The sequence below is a fragment of the Streptomyces sp. GMY02 genome (assembly GCF_019056675.1).
GTDB classification, from domain to species: Bacteria; Actinomycetota; Actinomycetes; order Streptomycetales; family Streptomycetaceae; genus Streptomyces; species Streptomyces odonnellii.
In genome coordinates, this window is record NZ_CP077658.1 from 7,646,280 (window position 1) to 7,671,849 (window position 25,570).

Consider the following 25,570-nt stretch of genomic DNA (forward strand, 5'->3'; position numbering starts at 1 on the left):
GGTGCCTGAGGGGTGGTCAGGACGGTGTCAGTGCCAGGGCCCGTATCGCCTCGGCGAACCCGGCGTCATCCCTGGTGGTGGAGACGTCGGCGATGTAGCCGTCGGGCCGGATCAGCACCAGGGCGTCGCCGTCGACGCCGTAGGTGCGGGTCAGTTTGCCGCTGGTGTCCGCGATTTCGCCCCCGTTGCCCGGGCGGCGCACCACGCGGTAGGCGTGCAGTTCGGCGCCGGTCTCCGGCCAGGGCAGGCCGGTGGGGGCGTTGCCGAAGGCGAGGAGGGTGAAGTGGGTTCCTCTGAGGAGGTCGAACAGGCGGCGTGCTCCGTCCGCGGTGAGGCAGGGTGCGTCGGGGGCGCGGTCTCCTGCGGCGAGGGTGCGGGTGGTTCCGGTTCCAGCGAGGGGTCCGCCGCGGTAGGACAGGGTGAGCTGTCGTTCTTCGTCGCCGCGTTTGAGGCCGGACAGGCGGTGCCGGCTGAGGTTCTGGTACAGCTCGCTGGATTTGCCCAGGACGTGGGCGGCGACCGGTCGTCGTTCGGTTTCGTAGGTGTCCAGGAGGGCGTCGGGTGCGCCTGCCAGGACCTGGGCGAGTTTCCAGCCCAGGTTGTAGGCGTCCTGTACTCCGGTGTTGAGTCCTTGTGCGCCGGCCGGGGTGTGGACGTGGGCGGCGTCGCCCGCCAGTAGGACGCGGCCGGTGCGGTAGTGCTCCACCAGGCGGACGTTGGGCCGGAACACGGAGGTCCAGGTGATCTCGCGCAGATGCAGTCCGGTGAGTGTGTGGAACGTGCTGGCGAGCGCGGTGTGGTCGAGATCGGGGTCCTGGCCCGGGCGCAGCTTGATCATGATCTGGAACTGGTCGCTGTGCGGGAGGGGGCAGGCGGCGGCGGAGGTGCCGTGGGTGCGTGGCCATATGTGCCACCGGTTGCGGGGCAGGTCCGCGATGGTGGCGTCGATGAGCAGGGTGCGGTCGGTGTTGTCGGTGTGTCCGGTGAAGTCGAGGCCCGTGTGTTTGCGCACGGTGCTGGCGCCGCCGTCTGCGCCGACGAGGTACCGGCTGCGGACGGTTGATCCGTCCGCGAGGGTGGTGGTGACGCCGTCGCTGTCCTGGGTGAAGTGGGCCACGGCGGTGTCGAATTCGATGTCCAGGCCGTGGTGGTGCAGGAGGCTGTGCAGCAGGGCGTCGGTGCGGTGCTGCGGCAGGAGCAGGATGTTGGGGTAGGGCACGTCGGGAGTGGGGCGGTGGTTCTGCTGCATCCTCCACGGGAGGGTGAGCGGGCCCAGGTGCAGCCCGGCCAGGGGGTAGCGGCTGCCCTGGGTGTGGGCTTCGTGCAGGATGCCGAGGTCTTCGAGGATTTCCTGGGTACGGGGCTGGATGCCCTTGGCACGGGAGCCCTGGAAGGCGTGGTGTGCTTTGTCGATCAGCCTGACCGCGACGTCGCGGCGGAGCAGATCCGCGGCCAGGGTCGAACCGGTGGGGCCCGCTCCGGCGATCAGGACGTCGGTGTCGTAGTCGTAGTCGTAGGGGATGGTCATGCGGGGAGTTCTCCGGTGCGGTTGCTGAGGAAGGGCAGGAGCAGTCGTACGGTGGTGGGGGCGTCCTCGAAGGGGACCATGTGGCCGCAGTGGTCGAGGATGTGGCTGCTGCTTGGCCGGTAGAGGTCGCGCACGGTGGGGAGTTGGCCGATCGGGGTGACGTGGTCGTGGCGTCCCCAGATCAGCAGTTTGGGCACGGGCAGGTCCCCGGCGCGGCGGTAGAGGTCGTGCCGGCCGGTCAGAGGAAAGTCGCGCAGTGTGGACAGGACCGCGTAGGTGGTGCCGTGGAAGCGGGCGGGCTCGCGCAGGAGCTGCCGCAGGCGCTGGGCGTCCTGGGGCCGGCGCACGTTGTTGGCCGTGTGCTTGTCCAGGATCCGTGCGCCCAGGCGCGATCCCAGGAGGCGGGCGATTGCGTCGTGTCGCAGCAGGCCGGTCAGCGGCGGTCGCTTGGGCGCCATGCCGGCGGGGCCGATCAGGGCCATGGACAGTGGCAGACGTCCGGGGGCCTCGGTGGCGTAGGCCATCGCGACCAGGCCGCCCAGGGAGGTGCCGACGAGGTGGATGCGTTGCCCGGGGGCTAGGACGTTGAGGAGTTCGGCGAGCTGGCGTACGAACAGCTCCGGGTCGTAGCGGCCCTCGACGCGGTCGGACCAGCCGCGGCCGTACGCACTGTAGGCCAGGGTGCGGAAGCCCCGGGTGCGCAGGGGCGCCGCCACCGGGTCCCAGTAGCCCAGCGGGATGGTCAGCCCCGGGACCAGCACGACCAGCGGTCCCTCCGGGGGGCCGGCGAGGCAGTAGTGGGTGATGCCGTCGGACAGTTCCAGGAACGATCCTTCGACCGTGCGGCGGGCCTCTTCGTCCAGTCGGCGGTCCTCGCCGCGGGCGACGTACAGTCGGCTCACCGGTTCTCCTTCACGAACACGGTGATGGCCTCGGCCACCTGCTCGGGGGCTTCGTCCGGCATCAGGTGACCGACCCCCGGCAGCACGATGTCGGTGGCGTGGGGGATGTCGCGGGCGAGGTGCCGGACGTCGATCGCCCCGCCGCGCAGGACGAGCGTGGGAACCTCAAGGCGCGTCAGCTCGGCGCTGCGGTCGACCTGGTCGGTGCGCGACAGGTCGATGAAGGCGTCGCGGTTGCCGGGCAGGTTCATCATGTGGTGGACCCGGTCGACCAAGGCGTCGGTGAGGGTGAAGTCCGGGCCGACCGTGCTGCGCAGGGTGCGCAGCGTCATGGAGCGCGAGACGCCGCGGCGCAGGAGTTGACGGGTCAGGGGGTGCGGGCCAGGCGCATCGCCAGTGGCAGGGTCTTGCCGGGGTATCCGGTGGCGTTGAGCAGGACCAGCCCGGTGGTGCGGGCCGGGTGGTCCAGGGCGAAGTTCCAGGCGATGTTCCCGCCCAGCGAGTGTCCGACCAGGGTGCAGGCCCGCACGTCCTGGTCGTCGAGGAATCCGGCGACGAAGCGGGTGTAGGCGGCGATGCGGTAGTCCCGGTCCGGGCGCGGCCCGGTCAGCCCGCACCCGGGTAGGTCCGGGCGGATCACGTCGAACGAGGTGCGCAGCCGCGCGGTGACCGCGTCGTACGCGTCGAGCGAGGACCCGGAGCCGTGCAGTAGCAGTACGACGGGCCCGCTGCCCTCACGCGCGTAGCGCACGCGCATGCCCTCCACCACGGTGAAGCGGGCCGTACCGCCCTGGGTGGTATCCATGGCTTGCCCCCTTAACGGATACGTCGTATCCAATAAATTTCGGCTACATCGTAGCCGTTTTTGCGGCGCGGCTCCACCGGCCCGCTGGCAGCCTGCGGGGGACGCCGGGAACGGGGGTGTGTTCGGATTTCGGGTTCACGCTGTCGGGTCCGAGCTGTCGGGCGGTTGTCTACCTCTGACGGCGCTCGGTGTTGCCGCGCTCGGGGCCGGACCATAGGTCTTCGTCCTCGACGCGTCGCGCTGCGGCCCGCCTGCGGAGTGCTCGACGAGACCTCGTTTGCCAACCTGGCTCGGGCGCCGGGCGCCCGAGCGACCGGGTGCGGTTCGCGTGGGGGGCTAGGGGTTCGGGAGGCGGCTGTGCAACCCGGCTAGCAGGAGCTGGAGTCCGAAGTCGAACTCCTCCTCGATGGGGACCGATGTCAGTGCGGTGGTGACCTCGGCGATGGCCGGGAATTCCTTGGGGTCCAAGTGCCGGTAGAAGTCGGCGAGTTGGGCGCCGGCGTCGGGGGCGGCGGCTGCGGGACCGTGCTGCTGCGCGGTGAAGCCGATGACGTAGTGGCCGACGGCGGTGAAGGCGCGTGCGGCGAGGTCGCCGGGGAAGCCGTGGCGCAGCAGGGCGCGCAACACCCGTTCGCGCTGGGCCAGTCCGTGAGGTCCCACGGGGACCTGGGCCATGAGCGGGGGCACGGTGTCGGGGTGGCGGCGCAGGGCATCGTAGAACCGGCGTGCCATCGCTCCCAGGGCCTGGTCCCAGGTGGTGAACGTATCGATGTCACCGAGGTCGACTTCACCGAGGACGCGGTCGACGATGTGGGCGAGGATCTCGTCCTTGCTAGCGAAGTGCCGGTAGAGCGTGGCGGTCCCCGAGTCGAGCGCATCGGCGAGCATGCGCAGCGAGAAGGCGGCGACTCCGTGCCGGTCCACCAGTTCCAAGGCGGTGGCGACGATCAGGTCGCGGTCCAGGGAGGGGCGGCCACGGCGCGGGCCGCGCGGCGCCTGCGGGCGGGCTGCCCACCAGGCGGGACTGCCGGGAGCGGCGGTGCTCATGTTGTGGTCTTCCCGTCGGTACGCCTGAACCGGTGAGGGCGGCCTGCGTGCCCGGGACGATCTCCGCGCGACCCCCGCGCACGGGACGTCCCATCGAGCATCCCCATGCAGCCCCTACCATTATGGGTACATAGTATCCATATGTAGTGGGGCGCCCGCCCGCCGCGCGGCTCGGCCGCCGTCCGGCTCTGCGTCCTATATTCGCGGCGCGACGGTCGCGAGCACGCCCCATGCAGCCGTTCCGTTTGGCCAGGTCCACCCAGCGACGAGGTGTCCGGAAAATCCCTGCGTGGCCTCAGTCGGCCGCAGGACGCGGTTGACCTGCACGTCGTCCCCGTCATCAGGGCCAGTTCCGTGCACGTTGACGCTCGGGTCAGGGGTGTCGCTCTTGCTCTGGTGCTGCGGCGTCGCCTCGCCACGCAGGAGCGCGCGCAACTGCTCCATCACCACCGGGTCGTGGACGCCGTCGTAGATCCACCGGGTGCCGAGCACCCCATGTTCGGAGGTGCCGATCAGAGTCTCGCCGGGGACGTCCTCCAGCGCCGCACCGCGGTAGCCCATGGGCACCAGATACGCCACCGGCTCCTGCGCGGTGGCGTCCGCCACGACCATGAACTCGATCCCGACCGTGCCCTCTGGATCGTCCAGACGGAACCCACCGGCCTTGACCAGTTCCGGTGTCTTTGCGTCGCCCACGTACCAGCTCTGCTTCGGCAGCCAGTCGGTGAGCAACTCCAGCTTGGTGGGTGTCATGGTGGTGTGGTGGATGAAGGCCATGCGAGCTCCTTACACGTAAGTCTGGGCCCGTCCCCGAACGGGATGTGATCGAACCTATAGGAGACGGCCGTGCTTCCCGAGAGGTGGCAGGTGGCCTCGTGGACCTTCCCGCGGACAGGACTCACGTGCAACGTGCCAGTGCTCAGGCACGCGCCTGCCGCGGCACCCGACCGACCTGGCTCATAGGGGCAGTCTCGCCTGACGGATCTGCGCCTTCCCCGGGCGCTGTGTCGAGAACGGCGTCCAGTATTCCCCGGGAACGCTCCAGTTGGGCGATTGCCTCGGTGATACGGGTACGTTCGCGCCGCAGCTCCCCGATGAAGGTCGGGCAGCCGGACGGCACCCTCAGCTCGTTTCTGTCGTGCAGGCAGTGCACGACCTTGGCGATGACCGCGGTGGACAGCCCGGCGGCGAGCAGCGCTCGGATGTGGTTCACGGTTGCGACGTCTGCCTCGGCGTACTCACGGTATCCGTTGTCCAGCCGGATCGGCCGGAGCAGCCCCTGCTCCTCGTAGTAGCGCAACAGCCGTCTGCTCACGCCGGTTTCGTGGGCCAGGTCGCCGATGCGCATCGGGCCTTCTCCTTGACCTTCACATAGATGTGACGCCTTACGGTCCCCCAGTATCGCTGATCGTGAAGTGAAGGAGCCGGGTCATGCCGGGTGCGGTGATCATTGGTGCGGGACCGGGGATCGGGCAGGCGGTGGCCCGTCGGTTCGCCAGGGAAGGTCTGCCGATCACGCTGATCGCCAGGGGCGAGCGGACGCTGCGCGCCGCGGCGGACGCGGTCGCCGCCCACGGCGTTCCAGTCGTCACGTTGCGGGCTGACGCCACCGACCGGGCCGAGTTGGACGCAGCCCTGGACCAGGCCATCGGCGAGCACGGAGTGCCGGAAGTCGCCGTGTACAACGCCGCGCTCGTCCGCGCGGACGAACTGGGTGAGTTGTCGGTGCGCGATCACATGGAGGCATGGGCGGTCAACGTGGTCGGCGCGCTCAACGCCGCGGCACGCCTCGCGTCGGCAATGGTGACGCGCGGAAGCGGAACGTTCCTTGTCACGGGCGGTATGCCCGAGCCCAAGCCGCAGTATGTGAGCCTATCCCTGGGCAAAGCGGGCGTCCGGACTCTGGTCGCGCTGCTCGATCAGCAGTACAGATCCTCTGGAGTCCATGTGGCGAGCGTCACCGTGGACGGCCCGGTCGCCGCCGGCACCGACTTCGATCCCGACCACATCGCCGAGCACTACTGGAAGCTGCACACACAGCCGCGCCACCTGTGGGACAGCGAGGCGCTGCACGCCGGCCGCTCCTGACGGCGCGTGGCCCGTGCCCGAGGCCGGAGAACCGAGCCCGGCACCGGTCCGCGTCCGCCGGTGAGTGAATCCGCTGCCCTCGCCTGCGCGGCCCCGTCCGCACATCGAGCACCAAAAGCCAGGAGCGGTCCGCGCCATGGCGCGGCTGTGAACCGCGGCGCGGACATGGCTCCCGGGCCACCCCACCGACCCGGCGCCCCCGCAGGATCACCCCGGCTCCGGACCGGACATCGCGCTCGGCGGGCATCGTGCGAGCCGCTGACGACGTCGCGTTAACCGGGCGCTCACCTGTTGAGGTGCGGGCGCTGGCAGCCCGGTTTCTAGCGTCGGTTCCGAGGCGGTCGTCCGGCCGGCTCGTCCCCCGCGCAGAGGTGTCACGATGCGTCGTACCCTGTCCGCCGCGCTGACCGGTCTGGTGATCCTGACCGGGGCAGTGGCGTGCTCCTCCAACGACTCTGGATCCGGATCGGGTCCGTCCTCCCCGGCCCCCGCGCCGGAGGTGAATCCCGCCGGTGACATCCCGGACAACCAGGTGTACGTGGACTGGTCGCCGGCCGACGGCGGTTATCGCGTCAAGGTGCCCGAAGGCTGGGCGCGCCAGGGCTCCGGCGCCGCCACGGTCTTCAGCGACAAGTTCAACAGCGTCCGGATCGAGCGGTCGCCGGCGGCGCAGGCCCCGACCGCCGACTCGGTCCGCTCGGTGGATCTGCCGGCGGTCGAGCGGTCGGCGACGAATGTGACGGTGGGCGAGGTCAGCACCGTGAGCCGTCAGGGCGGCAGCGCTGTACTGGCCACGTACCGGGCGGACTCGGCCGCCGACGGCGTGACCGGCAAGAGCGTCCGGCAGGACGTGGAGCGCTACGTGTTCTGGCGGAAGGGCGAACAGGTCGCGCTGACGCTCTCCGGTGCGGTCGGCGCGGACAACGTCGATCCGTGGCGTACCGTCACGGACTCCTTCCGGTGGTCGTGATGACCACGGCCGTTCCGCTCAGCGCACGCTCCCTGTACCGGTTCTTCCGGGCCGGCGGGGAGGAGACCTTCGCGCTCCAGGGAGTCGGTCTGGAGGTGGCGAAGGGCGAGATCGTCGCGGTCATGGGTCCTTCCGGATCCGGCAAGACGACACTGCTGAACTGTCTGGCCGGTCTGGACGAACCGGACGGCGGCATGGTGCACGTCGCCGGTCTGCCCCTGTCCCACCAGCGGGAACACGTACGAGGCCGGCTCCGGGCCCGCCATATCGGTGTGCTGTTCCAGTCGGGCAATCTGCTGGAGCACCTCACGGTCGCCGGCAATGTACGGCTCGTACGGCGGCTCTCGCGCACCCCGGACCACATCGCGCCACGGGATCTGCTGGAGCGGATGGGCATCGCGGCACGTGCGGGCGCGCTGCCCCGGCAGCTCTCCGGCGGCGAGTCGGCCCGCGCCGGTCTGGCCGTGGCACTGGCCAACGATCCGGCCGTGGTCCTCGCGGACGAGCCCACCGGGGAGGTCGACGCGGAGACCGAGCGGCGGATCCTCGCGCTGCTGCGTGAACGGGCCGCTACCGGGACCTCCATGGTGGTGGTCACGCACTCGCGGGCGGTGGCCGCCATGGCCGACCGGGTGCTGCGGATGCGGGACGGACGGTGGGTGTGATGGCCGGGACCGGAGCACCGCCGGCCGTCTGCGCGGATATCGCGCGCACCTACGGCTCGGGCAGCGGCGCGGTGGTCGCCGTGCACGGCGCGAGCTGTACGGTCGCCGCGGGCGCGCGCATCGCGGTCGTGGGCCCTTCGGGCTCCGGCAAGTCGACGCTGCTGCATCTGATGGCTGGTCTGGACCGGCCCACGGCCGGGCGGATCACCCATCCCGGGCTGCCCGGAGGACCGCTCGCCCGGCACATCGGTTTCGTCTTCCAGGGGCCGAGTCTGCTGCCGCCGCTCACCGTGGTCGAGAACGTCGCCCTGCCGCTGCGTATCGACGGTGTGGAGGAGGCGGACGCGGAGGCGCGCGCCGTCTCGGCGCTGGAGAGCCTCGGGCTGGCGGCGCTGGCGGCGAAGCTGCCCGACGAACTGTCGGCCGGTCAGGCCCAGCGCGTCGCGGTGGCGCGGGTACTGGCACGACGGCCCCGGCTGATCCTCGCGGACGAACCCACGGGCCAGCTCGACCGCCACAGCGCGGAGCAGGTGATGACGGTGCTGCTGGGCGCCGCCGAGGCGCTCGGCGCGGCCGTGGTGGTCACCACACACGACACCCGGGTGGCGGAGGCGCTGACCACACGGTGGTCCATGACCGACGGCCGGCTGGTGCTGCCGGACCGTACGGGATCCGAGCCACGGGAACACGAGGGAGATGGAGCACGGTGATCAGGACGTGGCTTTCCGGGCTGCTGCGCGTGCGCGGCGGCCGGCTTCTCGCGACCGCCTCGGGGGTGATGGTGGCCGTCGCACTGCTGTCCGTGCTGGGCGGCTTCCTCTCCACGACCCGGGCCACCATGACCTCCCAGTCGGTCCGTTCGGTCTCCGTCGACTGGCAGGTACAGGTGGCCGACGGCGCCGATCCGGACGGTGTGCTGTCCGCCGTGCGCGCGCTCGCCGGCACGGAGAAGGCCCTGCCGGTCGGCTACGGGTGGACCGAAGGGCTGGAGGCCCGGACGGGCGGCACACTTCAGAGCACCGGCCCCGGGTCGGTGCTGGGTCTGCCCGCCGACTACGCCGATGTCTTCCCCGGCGAGATCCGGGTACTGGCGGGGAGCGGCCGGGGAGTGCTGCTCGCTCAGCAGACCGCCGCCAATCTGCACGCGGCTCCCGGCGACACCGTCACCGTCAAGCGGGCCGGGCTGCCCGCGGTGCCCCTCCAAGTGGCCGGAGTGGTGGAACTGCCGCTTGCCGACTCGCTGTTCCAGAAGGTGGGAGCGCCGCCGCAGTCGCAGCCCGCGGCGCCGCCGGACAATGTCGTCCTGCTTCCCGAGCGGACCTGGCACACCGTGTTCGATCCGCTCGCCGGTCCCCGGCCCGATCTCGTACGGACACAGATCCACACTCTGCGCGGCCATGATCTGCCCGCCGATCCGGCCGCCGCGTACACCACGGCCACCGGCAGCGCGCACAACGCGGAGGTACGGCTCGCCGGTACCGGGCTGGTCGGTGACAACCTGGGCGCCGTTCTCGACGCCGCCCGCTCGGACGCGCTCTACGCGCAGTTGCTGTTCCTCTTCCTCGGCGTGCCCGGTTCCGTGCTGGCCGCGGCGCTGACCTGGGCGGTCGCCCAGGCCGGAGCGGGCCGCCGGCGCAGGGAACAGGCGCTGCTGCGGGCCCGGGGAGCCACCCTGGGCCGGCTGATGGGTCTGGCGGCGGTGGAGGCCGCGGTCGTCGCGGTGGCCGGCACGGCGGGCGGGCTGGCGCTCGCCGCGCTGGTGAACCGTACGGCGTTCGGTACGGCGGGGATCTCCCCGGCGTGGGCGCTGGTCGCCTCGGCGGCGGGTGTCGGGGTGGCGGGCGCGACCGTACTGGTGCCCGCGCGGTTCGACGCGCGGCGGGCGACCGTCGTCTCCGGCCGTACGGTGGTCGGGCGCCGCCCGGTGCCACGCCCGGCGTGGTGGATACTGGCCGTACTGCCGGCGGCGGGTTCACTGGCGGTGTTCCGCGCCACGAGCACGACGAACTACGCGCTGGTCCTGGCCCCGGAAGGCACGGCGAGTCTGTCCGTCGACTACTGGGCGTTCGCGGGACCCGCCCTGCTGTGGGCGGCCGGCGCGGTGCTGGTGTGGCTGCTGACCGACGGGCTGCTGCACCGTGGCGGGCCGGTGCTGCGAAGGCTGTTCCGGCCGGCGGCCGGCGCCCTCTCCGGCACGGTCGCGGCCAGTCTGTCCCGGCAGCGCGGCACGGTGCTGCGCTCGGTGGTGCTGCTCGCGCTGGCCTGTGCGTTCGCCGCGTCGACCGCCGTGTTCAACTCCACCTACCGGCAACAGGCCGAAGTGGACGCCGTGCTGACCAACGGCGCCGATGTCACCGTCACCACGTCCACGGCCTCGGCCACCGGCCCCGCGGACGTCGCCAAGGTCGCCGCGGTGCCAGGCGTACGTCATGTCGAGCCGCTCCAGCACCGGTTCGCTTATGTCGGCGCCGATCTCCAGGATCTGTACGGCGTACGGCCCGCGAGCATCGTGTCGGCCGGCCGTCTGCAGGACGCCTACTTCTCCGGTGGCACGGCGGGCGCCCTGATGGACCGTCTCGCCGCTCGTCCCGACGGGCTGCTCGTGAGCGCGGAGACGGCGCACGATTTCCAGCTCCACCCGGGCGATCAGGTCCGGCTCCGGCTGACCGACGCGCGGACCGGCGGACCGCGTACGGTCCCCTTCCACTTCGCCGGTGTCGTGAAGGAGTTCCCGACCGCGCCCAAGGACAGCTTCCTGGTCGCCAACGCGTCATACATCGCCCGTACGACGGGCAGCGGGGCCGCCAGTACGCTGCTGGTCGACACGGGCGGCATGGATCAGCGGGCGGTGGCGGCGCGGGCGCGGACACTGCTCGGACCGAACGCCCGCATCACGGATCTGCCGTCGTCGCGGACCGCGATCGGATCCAGTCTCACGGCCGTCGATCTCGCCGGACTCACCCGCGTCGAGCTGGGATTCGCGTTGGTGATCGCCGCCGCTGCGGGCGGTCTGGTGCTGGCGCTCGGACTGGCGGAGCGGCGTCGCACACTGGCGCTGGCGTCGGTGCTGGGCGCGCGGGGACGGCAGCTCTCGGGATTCGTGTGGAGCGAGGCGGCGCTGGTGGCCGTGTCGGGCCTCGCCGGTGGCGCGGCCCTCGGCTGGGCGCTGTCGCGGATGCTGGTGAAGGTCCTCTCCGGAGTCTTCGATCCGCCGCCGTCACAGATCGCCGTTCCCTGGGGCTATCTGAGCGCGATGGCCGGTATCACGGTGGCGGCGCTGGCGGTGGCGGCCTGGGCCGCCGTACGGCACGCCCGCCGGCCTCCGCTCACCGAGTTGCGGGAACTGTGACGTACCGACGGACCGGCCGGGCCGGGCATCTCAGGGCGGTCCGTGTGACGGGAGCGTCGTCGGCGCGGGCCGCGCCGGAAGGGCCACGAGCCAGGTGAATCTGGGGTGGGGCCGAGGGCGGGAGACGAAGAGTCTGCCGCCCTCGGCCTCGGCCAGCGAGCGGGCCAGCGCGAGACCGATGCCATGGCCGTCCTCCGTCGCGTGGCCGCGCCGCACGAACGGATCCGTGTCCTCGGGGATCCCGGCTCCCTCGTCCTCGACATCCACGGCCAGCACTCCGGCGCTCTCCCGGACACGTACGGTCACCGTTCCTCCGCCATGTGTCCGGGCATTGGCGATCAGCACATCCAGGACCTGCCGGGCGGCCCGCGGTGAGCCGACGGCGTCCGGCAGGTCCTCGTCGATCATCACCCGCAGACGCCGTCCTCCCGCCGCGAGTTCGCCGTGCCAGTGCCGTTCGATCCCGTCGAGGAGCGGCACCGGGTCGAGCGGTGCCCGCTCGGGTACGTCACGCGCCAGGGCCAGCAGATCGGTCAGGGTGGTCTCCATCCGTTCGACCTGCTGGAGGGCCGAGCGCAGGGCAGTGTACGGATCGGCGCGCGCAGCGGGTGCCAGTGGAGTCTCCAGCTCCAGCCGTACGCCGGTGAGCGCCGTACGGAGCTGGTGGGACGCGTCCGCGCTGAAGGCCCGCTCGCGCCGCAGAAGGAGGCCGATGCGGTCGGCGGCGCGGGCGAGGGCGTCAGCGACCGCGTCGGCCTCCGGGAGCCCGGTAGCCGGCGCACGGCCGGGCGGCGGCTCGCCGCGCTCCATGTCGCGGGCCGCGACGGCGAGAGCCTCCAGCGGACGGGCCAGCCGACGGCTGGACCGGACCGCGAGCAGGACGCCGACGCCCACGGCGAGTGCCGCCGGCACCGCCATCCCGGCCCAGGTCAGGGCGGCCCGCCGGTACGGATCGGCGGCGGGCGAGGTGACCCGTACCACCGCGCGGACATGTTCGGCGCCGCCGACCGGGACGGCCGCCACCAGGCCCTCACCGGACCGTGCGGTGGCGGCCCGTCCCGCCGCCGCGGCCCGTACCGGACCGTCTCCGGCCCGGGGACCGGTACCGGCCACGCGCAGCCCGTCGGGCCCGTACACCGCGATACGGGTGCCCGCCTCGGCACGCGGCAGCTCCACCGGATCACCGGCGCCCGGACGGCCGAGCGGTACGGGCAGGCCGACCGCGACCCGCTCGCCGAGCTGCCGCAGCTCACGCTCCTCGTCCTGCTCGTACAGCCGCAGCGCGGCGACGGCGAGCGGCAGCGCGAAGAGAAGCACCGCGCAGACGACGGCCAGCACGGTCGACCCCAGGATGCGGCGGCGCACGGTCCGGCCCTGCCGTCAGCCGGCCGCGGGGGCCGTCGGGACGTCGAGGCGGTAGCCGAACTGACGCAGTGTCGTGATCCGCAGATGGCCGCCGAGCTTGCGGCGCAGCGCGGCCACATGCACATCGAGGGTCTTGGTGGAGCCGAACCAGTTCTCGTCCCAGACGTCGTTCATGAGGTCCTCGCGGCTCACGGCCTGTCCCGGACGCGCGGCCAGCCGTACCAGCAGATCGAACTCGCGGGGACGGAGTGTGATCTCGCCCCGAGGGCTCAGACAGCGCCGGGCGGGCCGGTCCACGACAAGAGCGCCGAGCCCGATCCGCGCCGGGGCGCCGGGTGCTCCGAGGGCGCCGGGCGCGGCGCGGCGCAGATGGGCGGTGACCCGGGCCTGGAGCTCGGCGACCCGGACGGGTTTGGTCAGATAGTCGTCGGCTCCGCACTCCAGGGCCTGCACGACATCCATCTCCCCGGTTCTCGCCGTCAGTACGACGATGACGGCGTCCGGAGCCCGCTCCCGCAGAAGACGGCACAGTTCGAATCCGTCCATGTCGGGCAGCCCCAGATCGACCAGGAGCAGATCGGCCGGGTCCGGCGCGGTGTGTGCCAGCGCGGTGGCGCCGTCGGGGCACCAGTGGCTGTCGTGGCCGAGTACGCGCAGTGTCGCGCCGAGTCCGCCGCCGATCGTCGGGTCGTCCTCGACCACCGTGATACGTGCCATCGCCTCACGCCGCCCGGCGCCACGGACCGACGCGCCCGTACCCGCTGCCGTACACACATCCGTACACATCGACGCGGCCTTCCGCGCCCTGGATCGCGGTCACGCCCCGAGGATGCCGGACCGTACCTGAACACAACCTGAACGCGCGCTTCGCCGCCCGGGACGGTGGACGGCCGACGTCCGTACGTGGTCATACTGGCGGAATGACGGCTCCCCGCGTGCTGATCGTCGAGGACGATCACGGACTGCGCGATGTGATCGCCCGTGGCCTGCGCGACGAGGACTTCCTCGTGGTGACGGCGGCCGACGGCGCCTCGGCGCTGCGCGCCGCCGACGGTTCGGTGGACGCGGTGGTGCTCGATGTCGGGCTGCCCGACTCCGACGGCCGAGATGTGTGCCAGGCGATGCGGGCCGCCGGGGTGAGCGCGCCGGTGGTGTTTCTCACGGCGCACGACACACTGACCGACCGGCTCTCGGGCTTCTCCTCCGGTGGCGACGACTATCTGGCCAAGCCGTTCCACCTCAGCGAACTCGCGGCCCGGATCCGGGCCGTGCTGCGGCGCTCGGGCGACGGCACGGCGATCGACACGGGTGCGGTGCGGCTGGACCCGGTACGCCATGAACTGGAGGTGCGCGGGACGGCGGTGGCGCTCACCCCCACCGAGTTCCGGCTGCTGGCCTGTCTGATGGCCGCTCCGGGAGCTGCCGTGCGCCGTCGTGCCCTGCTGCGGGCGGGCTGGCCGGAGGGCGCCCAGGTCTCCGACAACACCCTGGACCAGTATCTGGTCCGGCTGCGCCGGAAGCTGCGCGAGGCCGACGCGCCGCACAGCATCGGCACGGTCCGCGGCATCGGATACCGCTTCGCGTGATCGGACAGCACCGACTCCAGCGCCTCGGCCCGCGTACGCTGCGCGGCCGGCTGGCACTGATCGCCCTGGCCACCAGCGTGCTGTGGATCGCCGTGCTGACCACGGTGTTCAACCTGGCCCTGGACAGCAGACTGCACGGGCAGGCCGACGAGGTGCTGCGCACCCGCGCCGAGGCCGTGGCCGCCACCGTCGACGCGCGGCCGGACGGCCGGCTGACGGTCAGGGAGCCGACGGAGGACCAGGCTCTGGACGCGGGTGTGTGGATCTACGAGGGCGGCCGGGCGATCGAACTGCCCCCGAACGTCCCGCCCGCCCTCCAGCGGCAGGCGGACGCGCTGGCCGGACACGGCACCCGGTTCGCCGAGACCACCTCGCCCTCGGCGACACGGTTCTACGCGCTGCCGGTCGCCGCGCTCCCGGCCACCGGAGGCGGGGGCGAGGCCGGAAGCGGCGGACAGGCGGGCACCGTGATCACCTCCGTCAGCCTCGACCCCTATGTCAGCACCGCCGATTCCGCGCTGGCCGGCTCGATCGCCCTGTCGCTGGTGCTGCTGGGCGGTGTCTATCTGCTGACCCGGTTGGTGGTACGGCGGGCTCTGCGGCCGGTGGGCGACATGAGCGCGCAGGCCGCCGAGTGGAGCAAGGCGGGTGTGGCGGAACGGTTCGGGGAGGGCGGGCGGCCCGCCGAACTCGTGTCTCTGGCGGCCAATCTCGACGAGCTGCTGGACCGGCTCGCCGCGGTCCTGCGCCATGAACAGCGTCAGGCCGCCGACATCTCGCACGAGCTGCGTACTCCGCTGGCCCGGATCACCGCGGAGACCGAGTGGCTCGCCCGGCGCCCCCGCACCGCCGACGAGCAGCGGGCCTCGCACGAGGCCATCGCGAGCGCCGCCGCCACGATGGGCCGGATCTGCGAGACCTTGCTCTCCGAGGCCCGTACACGCACCGGACAGACTCCGGGAAGCTGCGACGTCCTGGCGCTCGCGCGGGAGCTGGCCCGGCGTGGCACGGACGGGCCGCCGCGGACGCCGCCGGTCGAGGTCCGTGGCGGCCCGGCCACCGCCGGTGTCTCCACGGCACTGGCCGAACGCATCCTGAGCCCGCTGCTGGACAACGCCCGCCGCTATGCCGCGCACACCGTGGTGATCGAATGCGCGGCGACGACGGGCGCGGTACGGGTGACCGTCGCCGACGACGGGCCCGGGGTACCGGTGGAGTTCAGGGACTCGCTGTTCGAACCGGGCCGGCGTGCGACGCCCGGCGACGGTCATGACGGCGCGGGCCTCGGGCTGGCGCTCGCGCGCCGGCTCGCCCGCGCGGCCGGCGGCGACATCGCACTCGACGCAGGCCACGCGGGCGCGCGGTTCACCGTCACTCTGCCCGCGGGCTGAGCGGCTCGGCCGGTACGACATCCCTCCTGGTCCGGGTGAGAAAGACGACCAGGCCGAGGATCACCGCCAGGAACAGCGCGCTGGTCCCCACGGTGCCGAGCCCCAGTCCGCCGTCCGCACGCGCCTGGGACAGATAGTCACCGAAGGACGCGCCGAGCGGGCGGGTCAGTACATAGGCGATCCAGAACGACCAGACGGCGTTCAGACCGAGGGCCCGATGGGCGGTGGCCACCGCGGCGATCAGGAGGGCGAAGATGACGGCGGAGAGCCAGTATCCGAGATTGAGCCGCTCGGCGGTGAGGTCGCCCGCGGCGGTCCCGAGGGCGAAGGTGAAGAGGATCGCCAGCCAGTAGAAGCCCTCGCGTCGGCCGGTGCGGACGGAGTGGATGGAGAGCGTGCGCTCGCTCGCGTACCAGCCGATGAAGGTGAGGGCCAGGGCGACCGCGAAGACCGCCGTGGTGGTCTCCAACGGGACGCCGAGATTGTCGGTGAGATTGTCGCTGACCAGCGTGCCCACCACGCTGATCAGTACGACGGCGAGCCAGTACAGACCCGGCACATAGGCGCGCGCCCGGAACTGGAAGAAGAGTGTGATCACGAGCAGGGCGCTCATGATGAGGGACGTGTTGGTCAGCCCGAGGCCGAGATTGGCGTTGAGGAGGTCGGCGGCGGTTTCCCCCACCGTGGTGCAGAGGACTTTGATGACCCAGAAGTAGAGGGTGACCTCGGGGACCTTGTTCATCAGCTCGCGGCGCCGTGAGGAGGCGTCCGCCAGATATGTGTCTGCTGTCATGACGCAGCACGCTGGCAGGGTTCACCTGAACGTTTCCTGACCGGAGGGCACGGCCGACCGGTCCGGGCGGCCGCCGTGGATCGGGGCCGGGCACTTAATCGGGGCCGGGCGCTTACTCGAAAAGGTGGCGGTTGGCTCGGCTCCACGCGGCTCGTTGGGCCAGGTCGTCGAGGTAGCCGTCGGCAACCCACCGGGCTTGCGGCTGAAGTCCCCGCTCGGCGAGCCCGCGGACCTGCTCGATCGCGGCCTCCTGGACATCGATGACCGCGTCGACCAGGCCGTCGGTGGAGGTCAGGCCGTAGGCGTCGGCGAACAGCTCCAGGCGGTGGCGTCGGGCGGGTGGCTCGGGATGGCGCAGCCAGCGGAGGCATACGGCGTCGTCCCGGAACGGGGCGACGTACTCCAGGGCGTAGCAGATGTCGTGCAGCCGGTCCGCGGGCCGGGCGTAGTCCCAGTCCAGGATGCCGACGGGGTTCTCCCGTCGCCAGACGATGTTCCACGGGCCGAAGTCACCGTGGCAGACCACCTCGCCGTCGCCCGGCCCGCTCTCCCCGGTGCACCAGGTCAGCCCTTCGGACAAACGGAAGCCCGCGACCGCTTCGTGATACTGGCGCAGGAGACGGGCGAAGGCGACCAGGCCGGTGTTGTCGACCACCTTGGCCCAGCCTTGCGGCCCTGACTCACCGTCCAGATAGGTGAGGACCTCACGTCCTTCCTCGTCGATTCCCCGCACCCGTGGCGAGTACGGGAAGCCGACGTCCTCCAGATGCCGGAGCAACTGGTGGACCGCCGGGGTCCACGCATGCACGGGCCGCCGGACCGTGTCGCCCACGCGCACCACCCTGCGATGAGGATCGTCCTGCAACACGTGTTCGTCCGTCACGTGCGCAGTATCCCGTAACAGACTGGGGGAGAGCTCCACGCGCTGCTGCCCGCGCCGACTCCCCGCGGTGTCCGGGCGGACGGCGTTCGTTGAGGCAGAAGGCAGAAGGCAGAAGGCAGAAGGCAGAAGACGGAGGGCGGAAGACAGAAGGCGGATCTGCCGGGCTGTCCCGACACATCGACCCTTCGCCGCACCTTCTGCCCTCATTGGCGCCGATATGTCTAGCGTGAAGGTGTGGAACATGTCGTACATCTTGCTCAGCTACTGCGCCGACCGGTGGTCGGGCGCAACGGCGAGGTGGTGGGAAGGCTCGCCGACGTGATCGTGCGGCTGCGGGGGCGGGACTATCCGCTGGCCACCGGGCTGGTCGCGCGAGTGGCCGGGCGCGAGGTCTTCCTGCCCGCCGAGCAGGTCGCCGACCTGGACGCGGAGAAGAGCACTCTGACCAGCCCGCGGGTGGACCTGCGCCACTTCGAGCGGCGCGAGGGCGAGGTCCTGCTGCGGGCGGATGTGCTCGGCCACCGGGTCATCGATGTCGTCGGCGTCGAGCTGGTGAGGGCGTACGACATCGAGTTGGAGCAGCGGCCGGAGGGATGGGTGCTGACCTGCCTGGACACACGGAGGCCGCCGCGCTTGTGGGGTGTCCTCGCCGGTCGTCGCGCACGGCCCGACTGGCGGGACTGGAAGTCCTTCGAGCCGTTGATCGGCCACGCCCGCTCCGCCCGGGTCCGCGGACCGTTCGCCCGACTGGGCCGACTCAAGCCCGCGGACCTCGCCGATCTGCTGGAGGAGGCCAACCGCACCGAGTCGCACGAGATCCTGCAGACCGTCCACGCCGATCCCGAGCTCGAAGCGGATGTGTTCGAGGAGCTGGAACCGGATTCACAGACCCGCCTGCTGCGCGAGCGCAGCGACACCGAGATCGCCGAGGTGGTCGCCCGGATGCGCGCCGACGATGCCGCGGACGCCATCAACGATCTCCCGCAGAGCCGGCGCCGGCCCGTACTGGACGCGCTCCCCGCCGGGCAGCGCACCAAGGTGCTGACGCTGATGGGCTTCAACCCCTCCAGCGCCGGGGGGCTCATGGCGCTCGATGTCCTGACCATGGCGGGCAGCAGCGCTGTGGCGGAGGCGCTGCGGGCGGCGGGCGAGGCCCGCAGTCTCCAGCCCGAGGCGCTGACCAGCGTGTATCTGGTGGGGGAGGAGCAGCGGCTGCTCGGTGTGGTCACGCTCGTGGAGTTGTTGCAGGCCGATCCGGCCGCGCGGCTGGAGGAGCTGGCGGATCGCGACCCGGTCCGGGCCGGGCCGGATACGGACGTCGAAGACGTCGCTCTGCTCATGACGGACTACAACCTGCTGACCATTCCGGTCGTCGACGGTGCGGACCGCATCCTGGGCGTCATCACGGTCGACGATGTCCTGGACGTGGTCATCCCGCAGGACTGGCGTCGGCGCGAGCCCGCACCGCACCCCGCCCGCCGCGTGGAGCGACCCCGCCCCGGAGACTCCCCGCACGAGATGCCGCCCGGATCGTGAGCGAAGACGACCGGCCCACCGACGGAGCGGACCGGCCCGAGCCTCCCGAGCGCGCCGAGCCTCCCGGGCCCCCTGAGCGCGCCGAGCCTCCCCAGCAGCCTGCGTGCCCGGAGGAGCCCCCGGCCCGCCCCGGACCGGAGCATCCAGAGCCTCCGGACCGCGCGCAAGCCCCGGCCGAGCCCGTACAACGCCGCCCCGCAGGGCAGAAGCGGCCCGCGGAACCACCCGAGCGAAGGCAGCCACCCAAGCCGCCGGAGGAGAAGCGTCCCCCCGGGCCCCCTGAGCACGGACCCCCCGAGCACGGGCCTCCTGAGCACGCGACCCCTGAGCCCGGGACCCCTCAGCCCGGGACCCCTCAGCCCGGGACCCCGGAACGTCGCGCCGAGCCCCCCGCGAAGAAACCCGGCGCCCGGCCCGTACCGCCACCGTCACGCCCCGCACGGCCCGGCACCGGGCTCGACGAGGCCCATCTCGGCGAGATCCGGGGCGCCTTCGGGCGCGTCCCCCACGAACGCGTCGAAGAGCGTCCGGGCTTCAAAGCCCGCCTGCTGACCCTGCTGGCCATTGTCGGTCCCGGCATCATCGTGATGGTCGGCGACAACGACGCTGGCGGCATCGCCACCTACGCCCAGGCGGGCCAGAACTACGGCTACTCACTGCTGTGGGTGCTGCTCCTGCTCGTCCCTGTCCTGATCGTCAACCAGGAGATGGTCGTACGGCTGGGCGCCGTCACCGGCGTCGGCCACGCACGCCTGATCACCGAGCGGTTCGGCCGTTTCTGGGGCTGGTTCAGCGTCGGCGACCTGTTCCTCCTCAACTTCCTCACCATCGTGACCGAGTTCATCGGCGTCAGTCTGGCCTGCGAATACCTCGGCCTCTCGCGCTATGTCATCGTTCCGGTGGCCGCCGTCGCCCTGATCGCCGTGACCGCCAGTGGTTCCTTCCGCCGCTGGGAGCGCGCCATGTTCGCCTTCATCGGCGCCAGCCTGCTGCTGATCCCGCTGACCTTCATGTCGCAGCCGCAGTGGGGCCGCGCGGCCAACGACTTCGTCGTGCCGGGTATCCAGGGCGGCGTCACCAGTGAAGCGGTCCTGCTGATCATCGCGGTCGTCGGTACCACCGTCGCCCCATGGCAGCTCTTCTTCCAGCAGTCCAACGTGATCGACAAGCGCATCACCCCGCGCTTCATCGGCTACGAGCGCGCCGACACCGTGATCGGCTCCCTCCTGGTCGTCGCGGGCGCCGCCGCGCTGGTCATGATCGCCGACTTCGCGACCCGTGGCACCGCCGCGCACGGCCACTTCACCGATGCCGCCGGAGTCGCCGACGCCCTCGGCCGCCACGACCCTCTGCTCGGCGTCCTGTTCGCGATCGTCCTGCTGGACGCCAGCGTCATCGGAGCGGCGGCCGTCACCCTGGCCACCAGCTATGCCTTCGGCGACGTGTTCAATCTGCGCCACTCCCTGCACCGCCGCTTCGGCGAGGCCAAGCAGTTCTACGCCTCGTACAGCCTGCTGGTCCTGGTCGCCGCCGCCGTCGTTCTGATCCCGGGCGCCCCGTTGGGCCTGATCACCGAGGCCGTCCAGGCGCTGGCCGGGGTGCTGCTGCCCTCCGCGAGCATGTTTCTGCTCCTGCTGTGCAACGACACCGAGGTACTCGGCCCCTGGGTCAACCCCCGCTGGCTGAACGCGGTCGCCGCCGTCATCATCGCCGTCCTGCTGATGCTCTCCGGCACGCTGATGGCCACCACGCTCTTCCCGGGGGTCGATGTCGCCCGGCTCACGGTCTGGCTGGCGGTCGTGCTGGCCACGGGGCTGATCGCCACCGCCATCGCCGTCCGCCCGACCCGGCGCCGCGCGCCTGCCCGGGAGGTGCCCGCGATGTCGCCCGCCGAGAAACTCGCCTGGCGCATGCCGCCCCTGGCACTGCTGCAACCGGTGCGCTGGTCCGCCGGAACCAGGCTGGGCATGATGGCCCTGCGCGGCTACCTGATCCTCAGCGCCCTGCTCCTGCTCGTCAAAGCCGTCCGACTCGGCGGTGCCTGACCGGGGCCCGGGGGCGGAGCAGGATGCGGTGCGGCTGCCTCCCGCCCAGGGCTTCCGACGCGCGGGTGACTGCGCGCGGCAGTACGCGAGCACATGCCCCGAGCTGATCAGTGGCGTTGCCAGGCGGCCTCGCCCAGGAGACGGGCGAAATCCTCCGGCCGGGCCTACAGGGTGACGGCGATGGTCAGCATGATGGCCATGAGCGTGAGGACGAAGACCGTGATCTGCTTGCCGGTCGGCTGCTGTACGGGCTGTCCGGTACGGGCCCGGTCGATCTGGCGTCCTATGTAACCGGCGAAGGCGACTCTCGTCAGAGCCAGGCCGAGCATGGCCAGTGTGTACAGCGCCAGCGGGGTGGTTCCCTCGTAGTCCCGTACCGCCGAGTCGAGGCCGATGCCGAGCGCGCCGCCCAAGGGCAGCACTAGCGCCTTCCACTTGTCCTTTTTCTCAAGGATCAGGGACTGGAACGCCACCGCCGCCGCGATGCCCGCCACGACGGCGGCGATCCACCAGTCGGCGGGGGAGAAATGGGAGGTCAGCACAGCGGGTCTCCGTCCGGTGCGGGCTTACAGGGTGATCGCGACGGCCTTGATGGCTCCCCACGGGGAAGACAGCACCGATTCCCTTGAGCCGGCGGCCGAGTTGGCGGCGGGGTGATGCGTACCCGCCCTCATGGTGCGTACGCATCACCCCACATGCGGGGGTTTTACCAGGTGAGCAGGCCGACCACCGTGGTCACCGTGTCACTGACGGCGCCCGAGATCTTGGCGCCGACTTCCCTGGCCACGGTCTCCCCGTTCACGCCGAAGTTGCGGAAGATCGCTCCCTTGCCCTGGAAGATACCGCCGATCGCGAAGATGCCGAGTGCCTGCTGGAACTGGGGGGATCGCCAGCCGCCCTCGTACCCCAGGGACAGGATGGCGCTCACCCCTTGCATGCCCCAGGAGGCGAGCCCGACCCCGAGGGCGACGGCCCCGACGGCGGGGGCGAAGGGCCCGGTGAACGGGGCGAGGACGGCGAGACCGAGCGAGACCCCGCCGAGCACCGTGCTCCAGTGGCCGGTGGCCGCCGCCCAGTCCTTGACGTCACCCATGTCCTCGGGCCACATGCCCCAGTACTTGGTGTCGCCGGTGTTGTCGTCGTCGTACTCGGGCTTGTCGGTCGGATTGGTGCCGTCCTGCTGGTTCTTCTTGGCCGCTTCGGCCGCCCTGCGCGCGGCTTCGGCGGCTTCGGCGCGCCGCTTCTCGACGGCGATGGTGCGGGCCTCGCTGGCGGCGGCAGCGGCGGCCTGCGCGTCCTTGCCGGCCTGGACGGCGGAGGCCCGGGCCGCGGAGGCGGACGACTGGGCGGCCGAGGCGGAGGACACGGCCTGCTTGGCGGACGCCACCGCCTGGGTCATCGAGTAGTTCGCGGAACGGGCGGCGCCACGCGCGGTGGCCGCCGCCGACTGCGCGGACTTGGCGGACTGCGCGGCGGCTGCGGCCGAGCGGTCGGCCTCGTCCGCGTTGGCCCGGGCCTCGCTCGCCGAGTCCGCGGCGTCGTCGGCGTAACCCTGCGCCTTCGCCGCCCACTCGGACGCCTCCGCGGCGGCCTCCCGGGCCTCGGCGGCGGCCTTGGACGCCAGCGCGGCGTCCTGCAGGGCCTTCGCGGCGATCCTCGCGGCGTGCGCGATGGCGGCGCGGATCGCGGCGACATGGGTGGCGTGGTCCTGGTCGAGGCGCGCGATGTTGAACTTGTCGCGGACGACGAAGGCGCGCCGCATGCGTGCGGAGCCCTCCAGCACGATCTGCGCCGCCGACTTCATGTAGGGGCCGCCGGAGTTGAGCAGGCGGAAGATCTCCACGTTGTCGTCCTGTTTGGTGGCTTCCGCGAGTTCGACGGTGAGGAAGCGGTGCAGGGCGCGGGCACTGCCGTCGTTCAGCGCGGCCTCGATCCCCGCCTTGACGGCCGTACCGGGCTGCGAGTTCAGAAGCGCGAAGACCGCGACGCGGTTGTCGTCGGCCGCCGCCTCGATGGCGCCGCTGTCGAGGAAGTCGCGGATCGCGTTCGGGGCGGTGGCGGCCAGCGCCTGGGAGGCGGCCTCGGCGACGGCGGGCGTGCCGAGCTGGGCGAGGGTGAGGACGCTCTCCCGGTCGTCCTGGTCGCGGGCGAGGACCCGGTCCGCGCTGATCCAGTTGACGATGTCGTCGTCGGCGCCGGAGAGGGCGTACTCGGCGGCCTCCCGGGTCCAGCCGCCGGTCGCGTCGAGGAGTTTTACGGCGGCCTTGCGGCCGTTGGTGACCGCTGCGGCGGTGTCCCCGGAGCCCAGCGCCGATTCGGCGGCGGCGATCAGGTCCTTGACCTCGCTGGTGGTGCCGTCCGCCTGGGTGCGCTGCTCGTCGGCCCGCTTGGTGTCGTCGATCTCGGCCTGGGCCCGCAGCCGCGCCACCGTGACGCCGAGTTCGGTGTCATCGGCGATGCGCGCGGTCTCTGCCTCGCGGGCGGCCTTCTCCACCTCCTGCGCTTCCTTGACGGCGTCGGCAGCGGTGTTGGCCGCCGTCACCGCCGCCTTGGCGTACTCGGTGGAGCGCTTGGCGTACTCGATCGCCTTGCCCGCGTTGTCCGCCGCGTCCTCGGCCGCTGCGGCGGCCTTCAACGCGTGCTCGGCGGCGCTGTTCGCCGCGTCGCGGGCGACCCGGGCCGCCGTGGCCGCCCGTCCCGCGAGCGTCTGGGCGGTGCCCGCTGCCCGGGTGGCGCGCGCGGCGGCGGCGTCGGCCTCGACGGCGGCGGCCCGGGCCCGGGCCGCCTGGGACTGGGCGACCCCGGCGCTGGCGGCTGCCGCTGCGGCCGCGTTGGCGGCGGCAGCGGCGTTCTGGGCGGCGCTCGCGGCGGCGGAACCGGCGGCGGAGGCGCTCTGGGACGCGATGGCCGCCTGGTCGGCGGCAGCGGCGGCGGTCTTCGCGCGCGCGGCGGCGTCCCGGGCGCCCTGGGCGGCCTGACGGGCGGCCGACGCCTTGGACGCGTCCTTGGAGGCGGCGATGGCGGCCCCGTACGCCCGGGAGGCGGCGCCGCCGGCGGACGCGGCGGCGGCAGCGGCGGCCTGCGCGGCCTGCGCGGCGCGGCTGGACGCGGCCTGGGCGGCACGGGACGCGGAGATCGCCGTGCCGGCCGCGTCGGCGGCACCGCGCGCGGCGCTCGCCGCCTTGTTGGCGGCGGCGGCCGACCTGCGGACGTCGTTCTGGGCGGCCCTGGCCTCCTCGGCGGCCGCGAGCGCGGCCTCTTTCGCCTTCTCGGCGGCTTCCTTCGCCTGGTCGGAAGCGGTGACGGCCTGCTCCGTCTTGAGCTGCGCGCGCTTGCCCTCGCGCTCCACGATCTTGACCAACTGGTCGATCGTCGCGGCCTCTTCGTCGTGGGCGCGAGCGATGTACTGGCCGGAGACGAGGAACTGGCTGATCGCCTCGGGCGTGCCCTCGGACAGGGCGCGCTCCGCGTACACCCTCACCTGGGGGAGGCGGTCGAGAGGATGGTGAAGACCTCGACCCGCTCGTCCTCCGCGCGCGCCGTGTACTGGGTCGTCTCCAGGAAGGTCCGCAGCGCCGCCGAAGTACCCGCGTTCAGCGCCTTGTTGGCCTCCCGCCGCACGGCGGTGCCGCTGTTGTTGAGGACGGTGAAGACCGTCACCCGCATGTCCGTCTCAAGGGGCTGGGCGTAGCCGGTCTCCAGGAAGGCCGCGAGCGCGTCGTCCCCCGCTGTCAGCGCGGTCTCGGCCGACTGACGGGTGGACGTGCCCGCGTACGAGAGCGAGGAGAGCACGGTGAAACGGTTGTCCTCGGCGTTCACCGAGGGCAGTTCGCTGGTGAGGAAGGTCGATACGGCCGCCGAAGAACCGGCGAGGGCGATGGCCGCCGCCTCGCGGGTCGCCCGGCCGCCCGTCTTGTACGCCCACACGGCTCTGCCCCGGTCGGTGTCCGGCAGGCCGGTGTCGGTGGGTTCGGCGGCGTAGGCGGGGGCGGCGCTCAGGGAGAGAATCGAGGGCAGGGCGGGGGCCGCCGCCACCCCGGCGATGCTCGTGAGTATCCGGCGTCTGCTCCACAATGATGCCGACAAAGTGTGCATCCTCCCGTTTGGCCGTATGGGATACGGCTGCGAAAACATGGCACAGCTCCCCAACTCGTCGCCTTTGTAAGGGTGTTGGGGAGCCCGCTGGATTCGAAGGTACGGATGACTCTTTGCTGGGTCAATACCAATTTGCTATTTGTTCCCGGGGGGCGTCAGGAAGCCATCAGAAAGCGGAACGTTATAATTCAGAAATCTTTTCTTTTCGTAACATCCACAACTCCCCGTGCAACCTTCCTTTGAGGTGATGCAGGTCACGGGCTTTCTATCGGGTCTGACCAGTTTGCGAAGTTCTTTCCTGTGGACAAACTTTGGGCGATCGGTTTGCATGCATGAAGCTGCGGATATGAGCGGGGGGTTGATTCCGTTGGCATGCCTATTTCGTCGTGCTGAAATATCTCAAAAAATTGCGGACCTTGACGCGCCGCAGCTTTCACGCCCGTTATTGAATGCGTTCCGGGCCTCTGGCCGGAACCGACGATTGGGACAGCGATGAAGGCACGGAGCACCACCGCGTCAAGA

Annotated in this window: 23 protein-coding genes; 9 read left to right on the forward strand and 14 right to left on the reverse strand. The window is 71.7% G+C overall.

From position 1 onward, the window contains the following. Positions 1 to 16 precede the first annotated feature (16 nt). From KQY30_RS32580 to KQY30_RS32605, 7 genes are all read right to left on the reverse strand, one after another. Positions 17 to 1,528 (reverse strand): FAD-dependent monooxygenase, encoded by a 1,512-nt coding sequence (locus KQY30_RS32580; protein ID WP_217310127.1) that lies wholly within the window; start codon positions 1,526 to 1,528, stop codon positions 17 to 19. Next, positions 1,525 to 2,430, reverse strand: a complete 906-nt coding sequence (locus KQY30_RS32585; RefSeq protein WP_217310128.1) for an alpha/beta fold hydrolase — start codon at positions 2,428 to 2,430, stop codon at positions 1,525 to 1,527. Before KQY30_RS32585 ends, KQY30_RS32580 begins: the two co-directional genes overlap by 4 nt. Further along, on the reverse strand, positions 2,427 to 2,762 hold the full coding sequence (locus KQY30_RS37545; RefSeq protein ID WP_367997454.1) for an alpha/beta fold hydrolase: 336 nt from the start codon (positions 2,760 to 2,762) through the stop codon (positions 2,427 to 2,429). The genes KQY30_RS32585 and KQY30_RS37545 overlap by 4 nt, the downstream gene beginning before the upstream one ends. A 35-nt stretch (positions 2,763 to 2,797) precedes the next feature. Next, positions 2,798 to 3,235 carry an alpha/beta fold hydrolase gene (locus KQY30_RS37550; RefSeq protein WP_367997455.1) on the reverse strand — a complete coding sequence of 146 codons (438 nt, stop codon included), beginning with the start codon at positions 3,233 to 3,235 and terminating at the stop codon, positions 2,798 to 2,800. A 336-nt stretch (positions 3,236 to 3,571) separates the two neighbouring features. Continuing rightward, positions 3,572 to 4,282 (reverse strand): TetR/AcrR family transcriptional regulator, encoded by a 711-nt coding sequence (locus tag KQY30_RS32595; RefSeq protein ID WP_217310129.1) that lies wholly within the window; start codon positions 4,280 to 4,282, stop codon positions 3,572 to 3,574. A gap of 195 nt (positions 4,283 to 4,477) precedes the next feature. After that, on the reverse strand, positions 4,478 to 5,059 hold the full coding sequence (locus tag KQY30_RS32600; RefSeq protein ID WP_217310130.1) for a 1,4-alpha-glucan branching protein: 582 nt from the start codon (positions 5,057 to 5,059) through the stop codon (positions 4,478 to 4,480). Positions 5,060 to 5,201: 142 nt separating this feature from the next. Further along, positions 5,202 to 5,630, reverse strand: coding sequence for a MerR family transcriptional regulator (locus tag KQY30_RS32605; protein WP_217310131.1), 429 nt, complete (start codon positions 5,628 to 5,630; stop codon positions 5,202 to 5,204). A gap of 83 nt (positions 5,631 to 5,713) precedes the next feature. Here KQY30_RS32605 and KQY30_RS32610 point away from each other — a divergent pair, with 83 nt between their 5' ends. The 5 genes from KQY30_RS32610 to KQY30_RS32630 all read left to right on the forward strand — a co-directional run bounded on the left by KQY30_RS32610 (position 5,714) and on the right by KQY30_RS32630 (position 11,354). Further along, a complete protein-coding gene (locus KQY30_RS32610; RefSeq protein ID WP_217310132.1) occupies positions 5,714 to 6,370 on the forward strand; it encodes an SDR family NAD(P)-dependent oxidoreductase in 657 nt (218 codons plus the stop codon). 379 nt (positions 6,371 to 6,749) lie between these two features. Next, entirely contained in the window at positions 6,750 to 7,340 is a 591-nt protein-coding gene (locus tag KQY30_RS32615) for a hypothetical protein (protein WP_217310133.1), read from the forward strand. After that, positions 7,304 to 8,005, forward strand: coding sequence for an ABC transporter ATP-binding protein (locus KQY30_RS32620; protein WP_367997456.1), 702 nt, complete (start codon positions 7,304 to 7,306; stop codon positions 8,003 to 8,005). The genes KQY30_RS32615 and KQY30_RS32620 overlap by 37 nt, the downstream gene beginning before the upstream one ends. Then, entirely contained in the window at positions 8,005 to 8,715 is a 711-nt protein-coding gene (locus KQY30_RS32625) for an ABC transporter ATP-binding protein (RefSeq protein WP_217310134.1), read from the forward strand. The genes KQY30_RS32620 and KQY30_RS32625 overlap by 1 nt, the downstream gene beginning before the upstream one ends. Then, positions 8,712 to 11,354: an ABC transporter permease gene (locus tag KQY30_RS32630; protein WP_217310135.1), complete on the forward strand. Its 2,643-nt coding sequence runs from the start codon at positions 8,712 to 8,714 to the stop codon at positions 11,352 to 11,354. The genes KQY30_RS32625 and KQY30_RS32630 overlap by 4 nt, the downstream gene beginning before the upstream one ends. Before the next feature lie 30 nt (positions 11,355 to 11,384). Here KQY30_RS32630 and KQY30_RS32635 read toward each other — a convergent pair whose 3' ends face one another. Both KQY30_RS32635 and KQY30_RS32640 read right to left on the reverse strand, forming a co-directional pair. Next, positions 11,385 to 12,719, reverse strand: a complete 1,335-nt coding sequence (locus KQY30_RS32635) for a HAMP domain-containing sensor histidine kinase (protein WP_217310136.1) — start codon at positions 12,717 to 12,719, stop codon at positions 11,385 to 11,387. 15 nt (positions 12,720 to 12,734) lie between these two features. Next, on the reverse strand, positions 12,735 to 13,436 hold the full coding sequence (locus KQY30_RS32640; protein WP_217310137.1) for a response regulator transcription factor: 702 nt from the start codon (positions 13,434 to 13,436) through the stop codon (positions 12,735 to 12,737). Between the two features lie 203 nt (positions 13,437 to 13,639). Between KQY30_RS32640 and KQY30_RS32645 the strand changes: the two genes are divergently transcribed. Beyond that, positions 13,640 to 14,305, forward strand: coding sequence for a response regulator transcription factor (locus KQY30_RS32645; protein ID WP_093601330.1), 666 nt, complete (start codon positions 13,640 to 13,642; stop codon positions 14,303 to 14,305). After that, on the forward strand, positions 14,302 to 15,696 hold the full coding sequence (locus KQY30_RS32650) for an ATP-binding protein (protein WP_254407425.1): 1,395 nt from the start codon (positions 14,302 to 14,304) through the stop codon (positions 15,694 to 15,696). The genes KQY30_RS32645 and KQY30_RS32650 overlap by 4 nt, the downstream gene beginning before the upstream one ends. Here the strand turns inward: KQY30_RS32650 and KQY30_RS32655 are convergent. Together KQY30_RS32655 and KQY30_RS32660 are read right to left on the reverse strand one after the other, a co-directional pair. After that, positions 15,677 to 16,489: a hypothetical protein gene (locus tag KQY30_RS32655; protein WP_217310138.1), complete on the reverse strand. Its 813-nt coding sequence runs from the start codon at positions 16,487 to 16,489 to the stop codon at positions 15,677 to 15,679. The genes KQY30_RS32650 and KQY30_RS32655 overlap by 20 nt on opposite strands. 112 nt (positions 16,490 to 16,601) lie before the next feature. Continuing rightward, on the reverse strand, positions 16,602 to 17,372 hold the full coding sequence (locus KQY30_RS32660; RefSeq protein WP_254407426.1) for an aminoglycoside phosphotransferase family protein: 771 nt from the start codon (positions 17,370 to 17,372) through the stop codon (positions 16,602 to 16,604). A 234-nt stretch (positions 17,373 to 17,606) separates the two neighbouring features. Here KQY30_RS32660 and KQY30_RS32665 point away from each other — a divergent pair, with 234 nt between their 5' ends. Beyond that, positions 17,607 to 18,908: a CBS domain-containing protein gene (locus KQY30_RS32665; protein ID WP_217310139.1), complete on the forward strand. Its 1,302-nt coding sequence runs from the start codon at positions 17,607 to 17,609 to the stop codon at positions 18,906 to 18,908. A gap of 479 nt (positions 18,909 to 19,387) precedes the next feature. Next, on the forward strand, positions 19,388 to 20,953 hold the full coding sequence (locus KQY30_RS32670; RefSeq protein WP_217311442.1) for an Nramp family divalent metal transporter: 1,566 nt from the start codon (positions 19,388 to 19,390) through the stop codon (positions 20,951 to 20,953). Positions 20,954 to 21,117: 164 nt separating this feature from the next. Here KQY30_RS32670 and KQY30_RS32675 read toward each other — a convergent pair whose 3' ends face one another. The 3 genes from KQY30_RS32675 to KQY30_RS36845 all read right to left on the reverse strand — a co-directional run bounded on the left by KQY30_RS32675 (position 21,118) and on the right by KQY30_RS36845 (position 24,988). Next, a complete protein-coding gene (locus tag KQY30_RS32675; protein ID WP_217310140.1) occupies positions 21,118 to 21,495 on the reverse strand; it encodes a hypothetical protein in 378 nt (125 codons plus the stop codon). Between the two features lie 164 nt (positions 21,496 to 21,659). Beyond that, positions 21,660 to 24,434: an ALF repeat-containing protein gene (locus KQY30_RS32680; RefSeq protein WP_254407428.1), complete on the reverse strand. Its 2,775-nt coding sequence runs from the start codon at positions 24,432 to 24,434 to the stop codon at positions 21,660 to 21,662. Further along, the gene (locus tag KQY30_RS36845) at positions 24,431 to 24,988 is read right to left on the reverse strand and encodes an ALF repeat-containing protein (protein ID WP_254407429.1); all 558 of its coding nucleotides are present in this window, start codon (positions 24,986 to 24,988) and stop codon (positions 24,431 to 24,433) included. Before KQY30_RS36845 ends, KQY30_RS32680 begins: the two co-directional genes overlap by 4 nt. Between the last annotated feature and the right edge of the window lie 582 nt (positions 24,989 to 25,570).

What these genes read in the sequence shown, in the direction of transcription:
- KQY30_RS32580 (WP_217310127.1), bottom strand. Translation starts at nt 1,528, where the DNA reads ATGACCATCCCCTACGACTACGACTACGACACCGACGTCCTGATCGCC.
- KQY30_RS37545 (WP_367997454.1), bottom strand. Translation starts at nt 2,762, where the DNA reads ATGACGCTGCGCACCCTGCGCAGCACGGTCGGCCCGGACTTCACCCTC.
- KQY30_RS37550 (WP_367997455.1), bottom strand. Translation starts at nt 3,235, where the DNA reads ATGGATACCACCCAGGGCGGTACGGCCCGCTTCACCGTGGTGGAGGGC.
- KQY30_RS32595 (WP_217310129.1), bottom strand. Translation starts at nt 4,282, where the DNA reads ATGAGCACCGCCGCTCCCGGCAGTCCCGCCTGGTGGGCAGCCCGCCCG.
- KQY30_RS32600 (WP_217310130.1), bottom strand. Translation starts at nt 5,059, where the DNA reads ATGGCCTTCATCCACCACACCACCATGACACCCACCAAGCTGGAGTTG.
- KQY30_RS32605 (WP_217310131.1), bottom strand. Translation starts at nt 5,630, where the DNA reads ATGCGCATCGGCGACCTGGCCCACGAAACCGGCGTGAGCAGACGGCTG.
- KQY30_RS32610 (WP_217310132.1), top strand. Translation starts at nt 5,714, where the DNA reads ATGCCGGGTGCGGTGATCATTGGTGCGGGACCGGGGATCGGGCAGGCG.
- KQY30_RS32615 (WP_217310133.1), top strand. Translation starts at nt 6,750, where the DNA reads ATGCGTCGTACCCTGTCCGCCGCGCTGACCGGTCTGGTGATCCTGACC.
- KQY30_RS32625 (WP_217310134.1), top strand. Translation starts at nt 8,005, where the DNA reads ATGGCCGGGACCGGAGCACCGCCGGCCGTCTGCGCGGATATCGCGCGC.
- KQY30_RS32640 (WP_217310137.1), bottom strand. Translation starts at nt 13,436, where the DNA reads ATGGCACGTATCACGGTGGTCGAGGACGACCCGACGATCGGCGGCGGA.
- KQY30_RS32645 (WP_093601330.1), top strand. Translation starts at nt 13,640, where the DNA reads ATGACGGCTCCCCGCGTGCTGATCGTCGAGGACGATCACGGACTGCGC.
- KQY30_RS32655 (WP_217310138.1), bottom strand. Translation starts at nt 16,489, where the DNA reads ATGACAGCAGACACATATCTGGCGGACGCCTCCTCACGGCGCCGCGAG.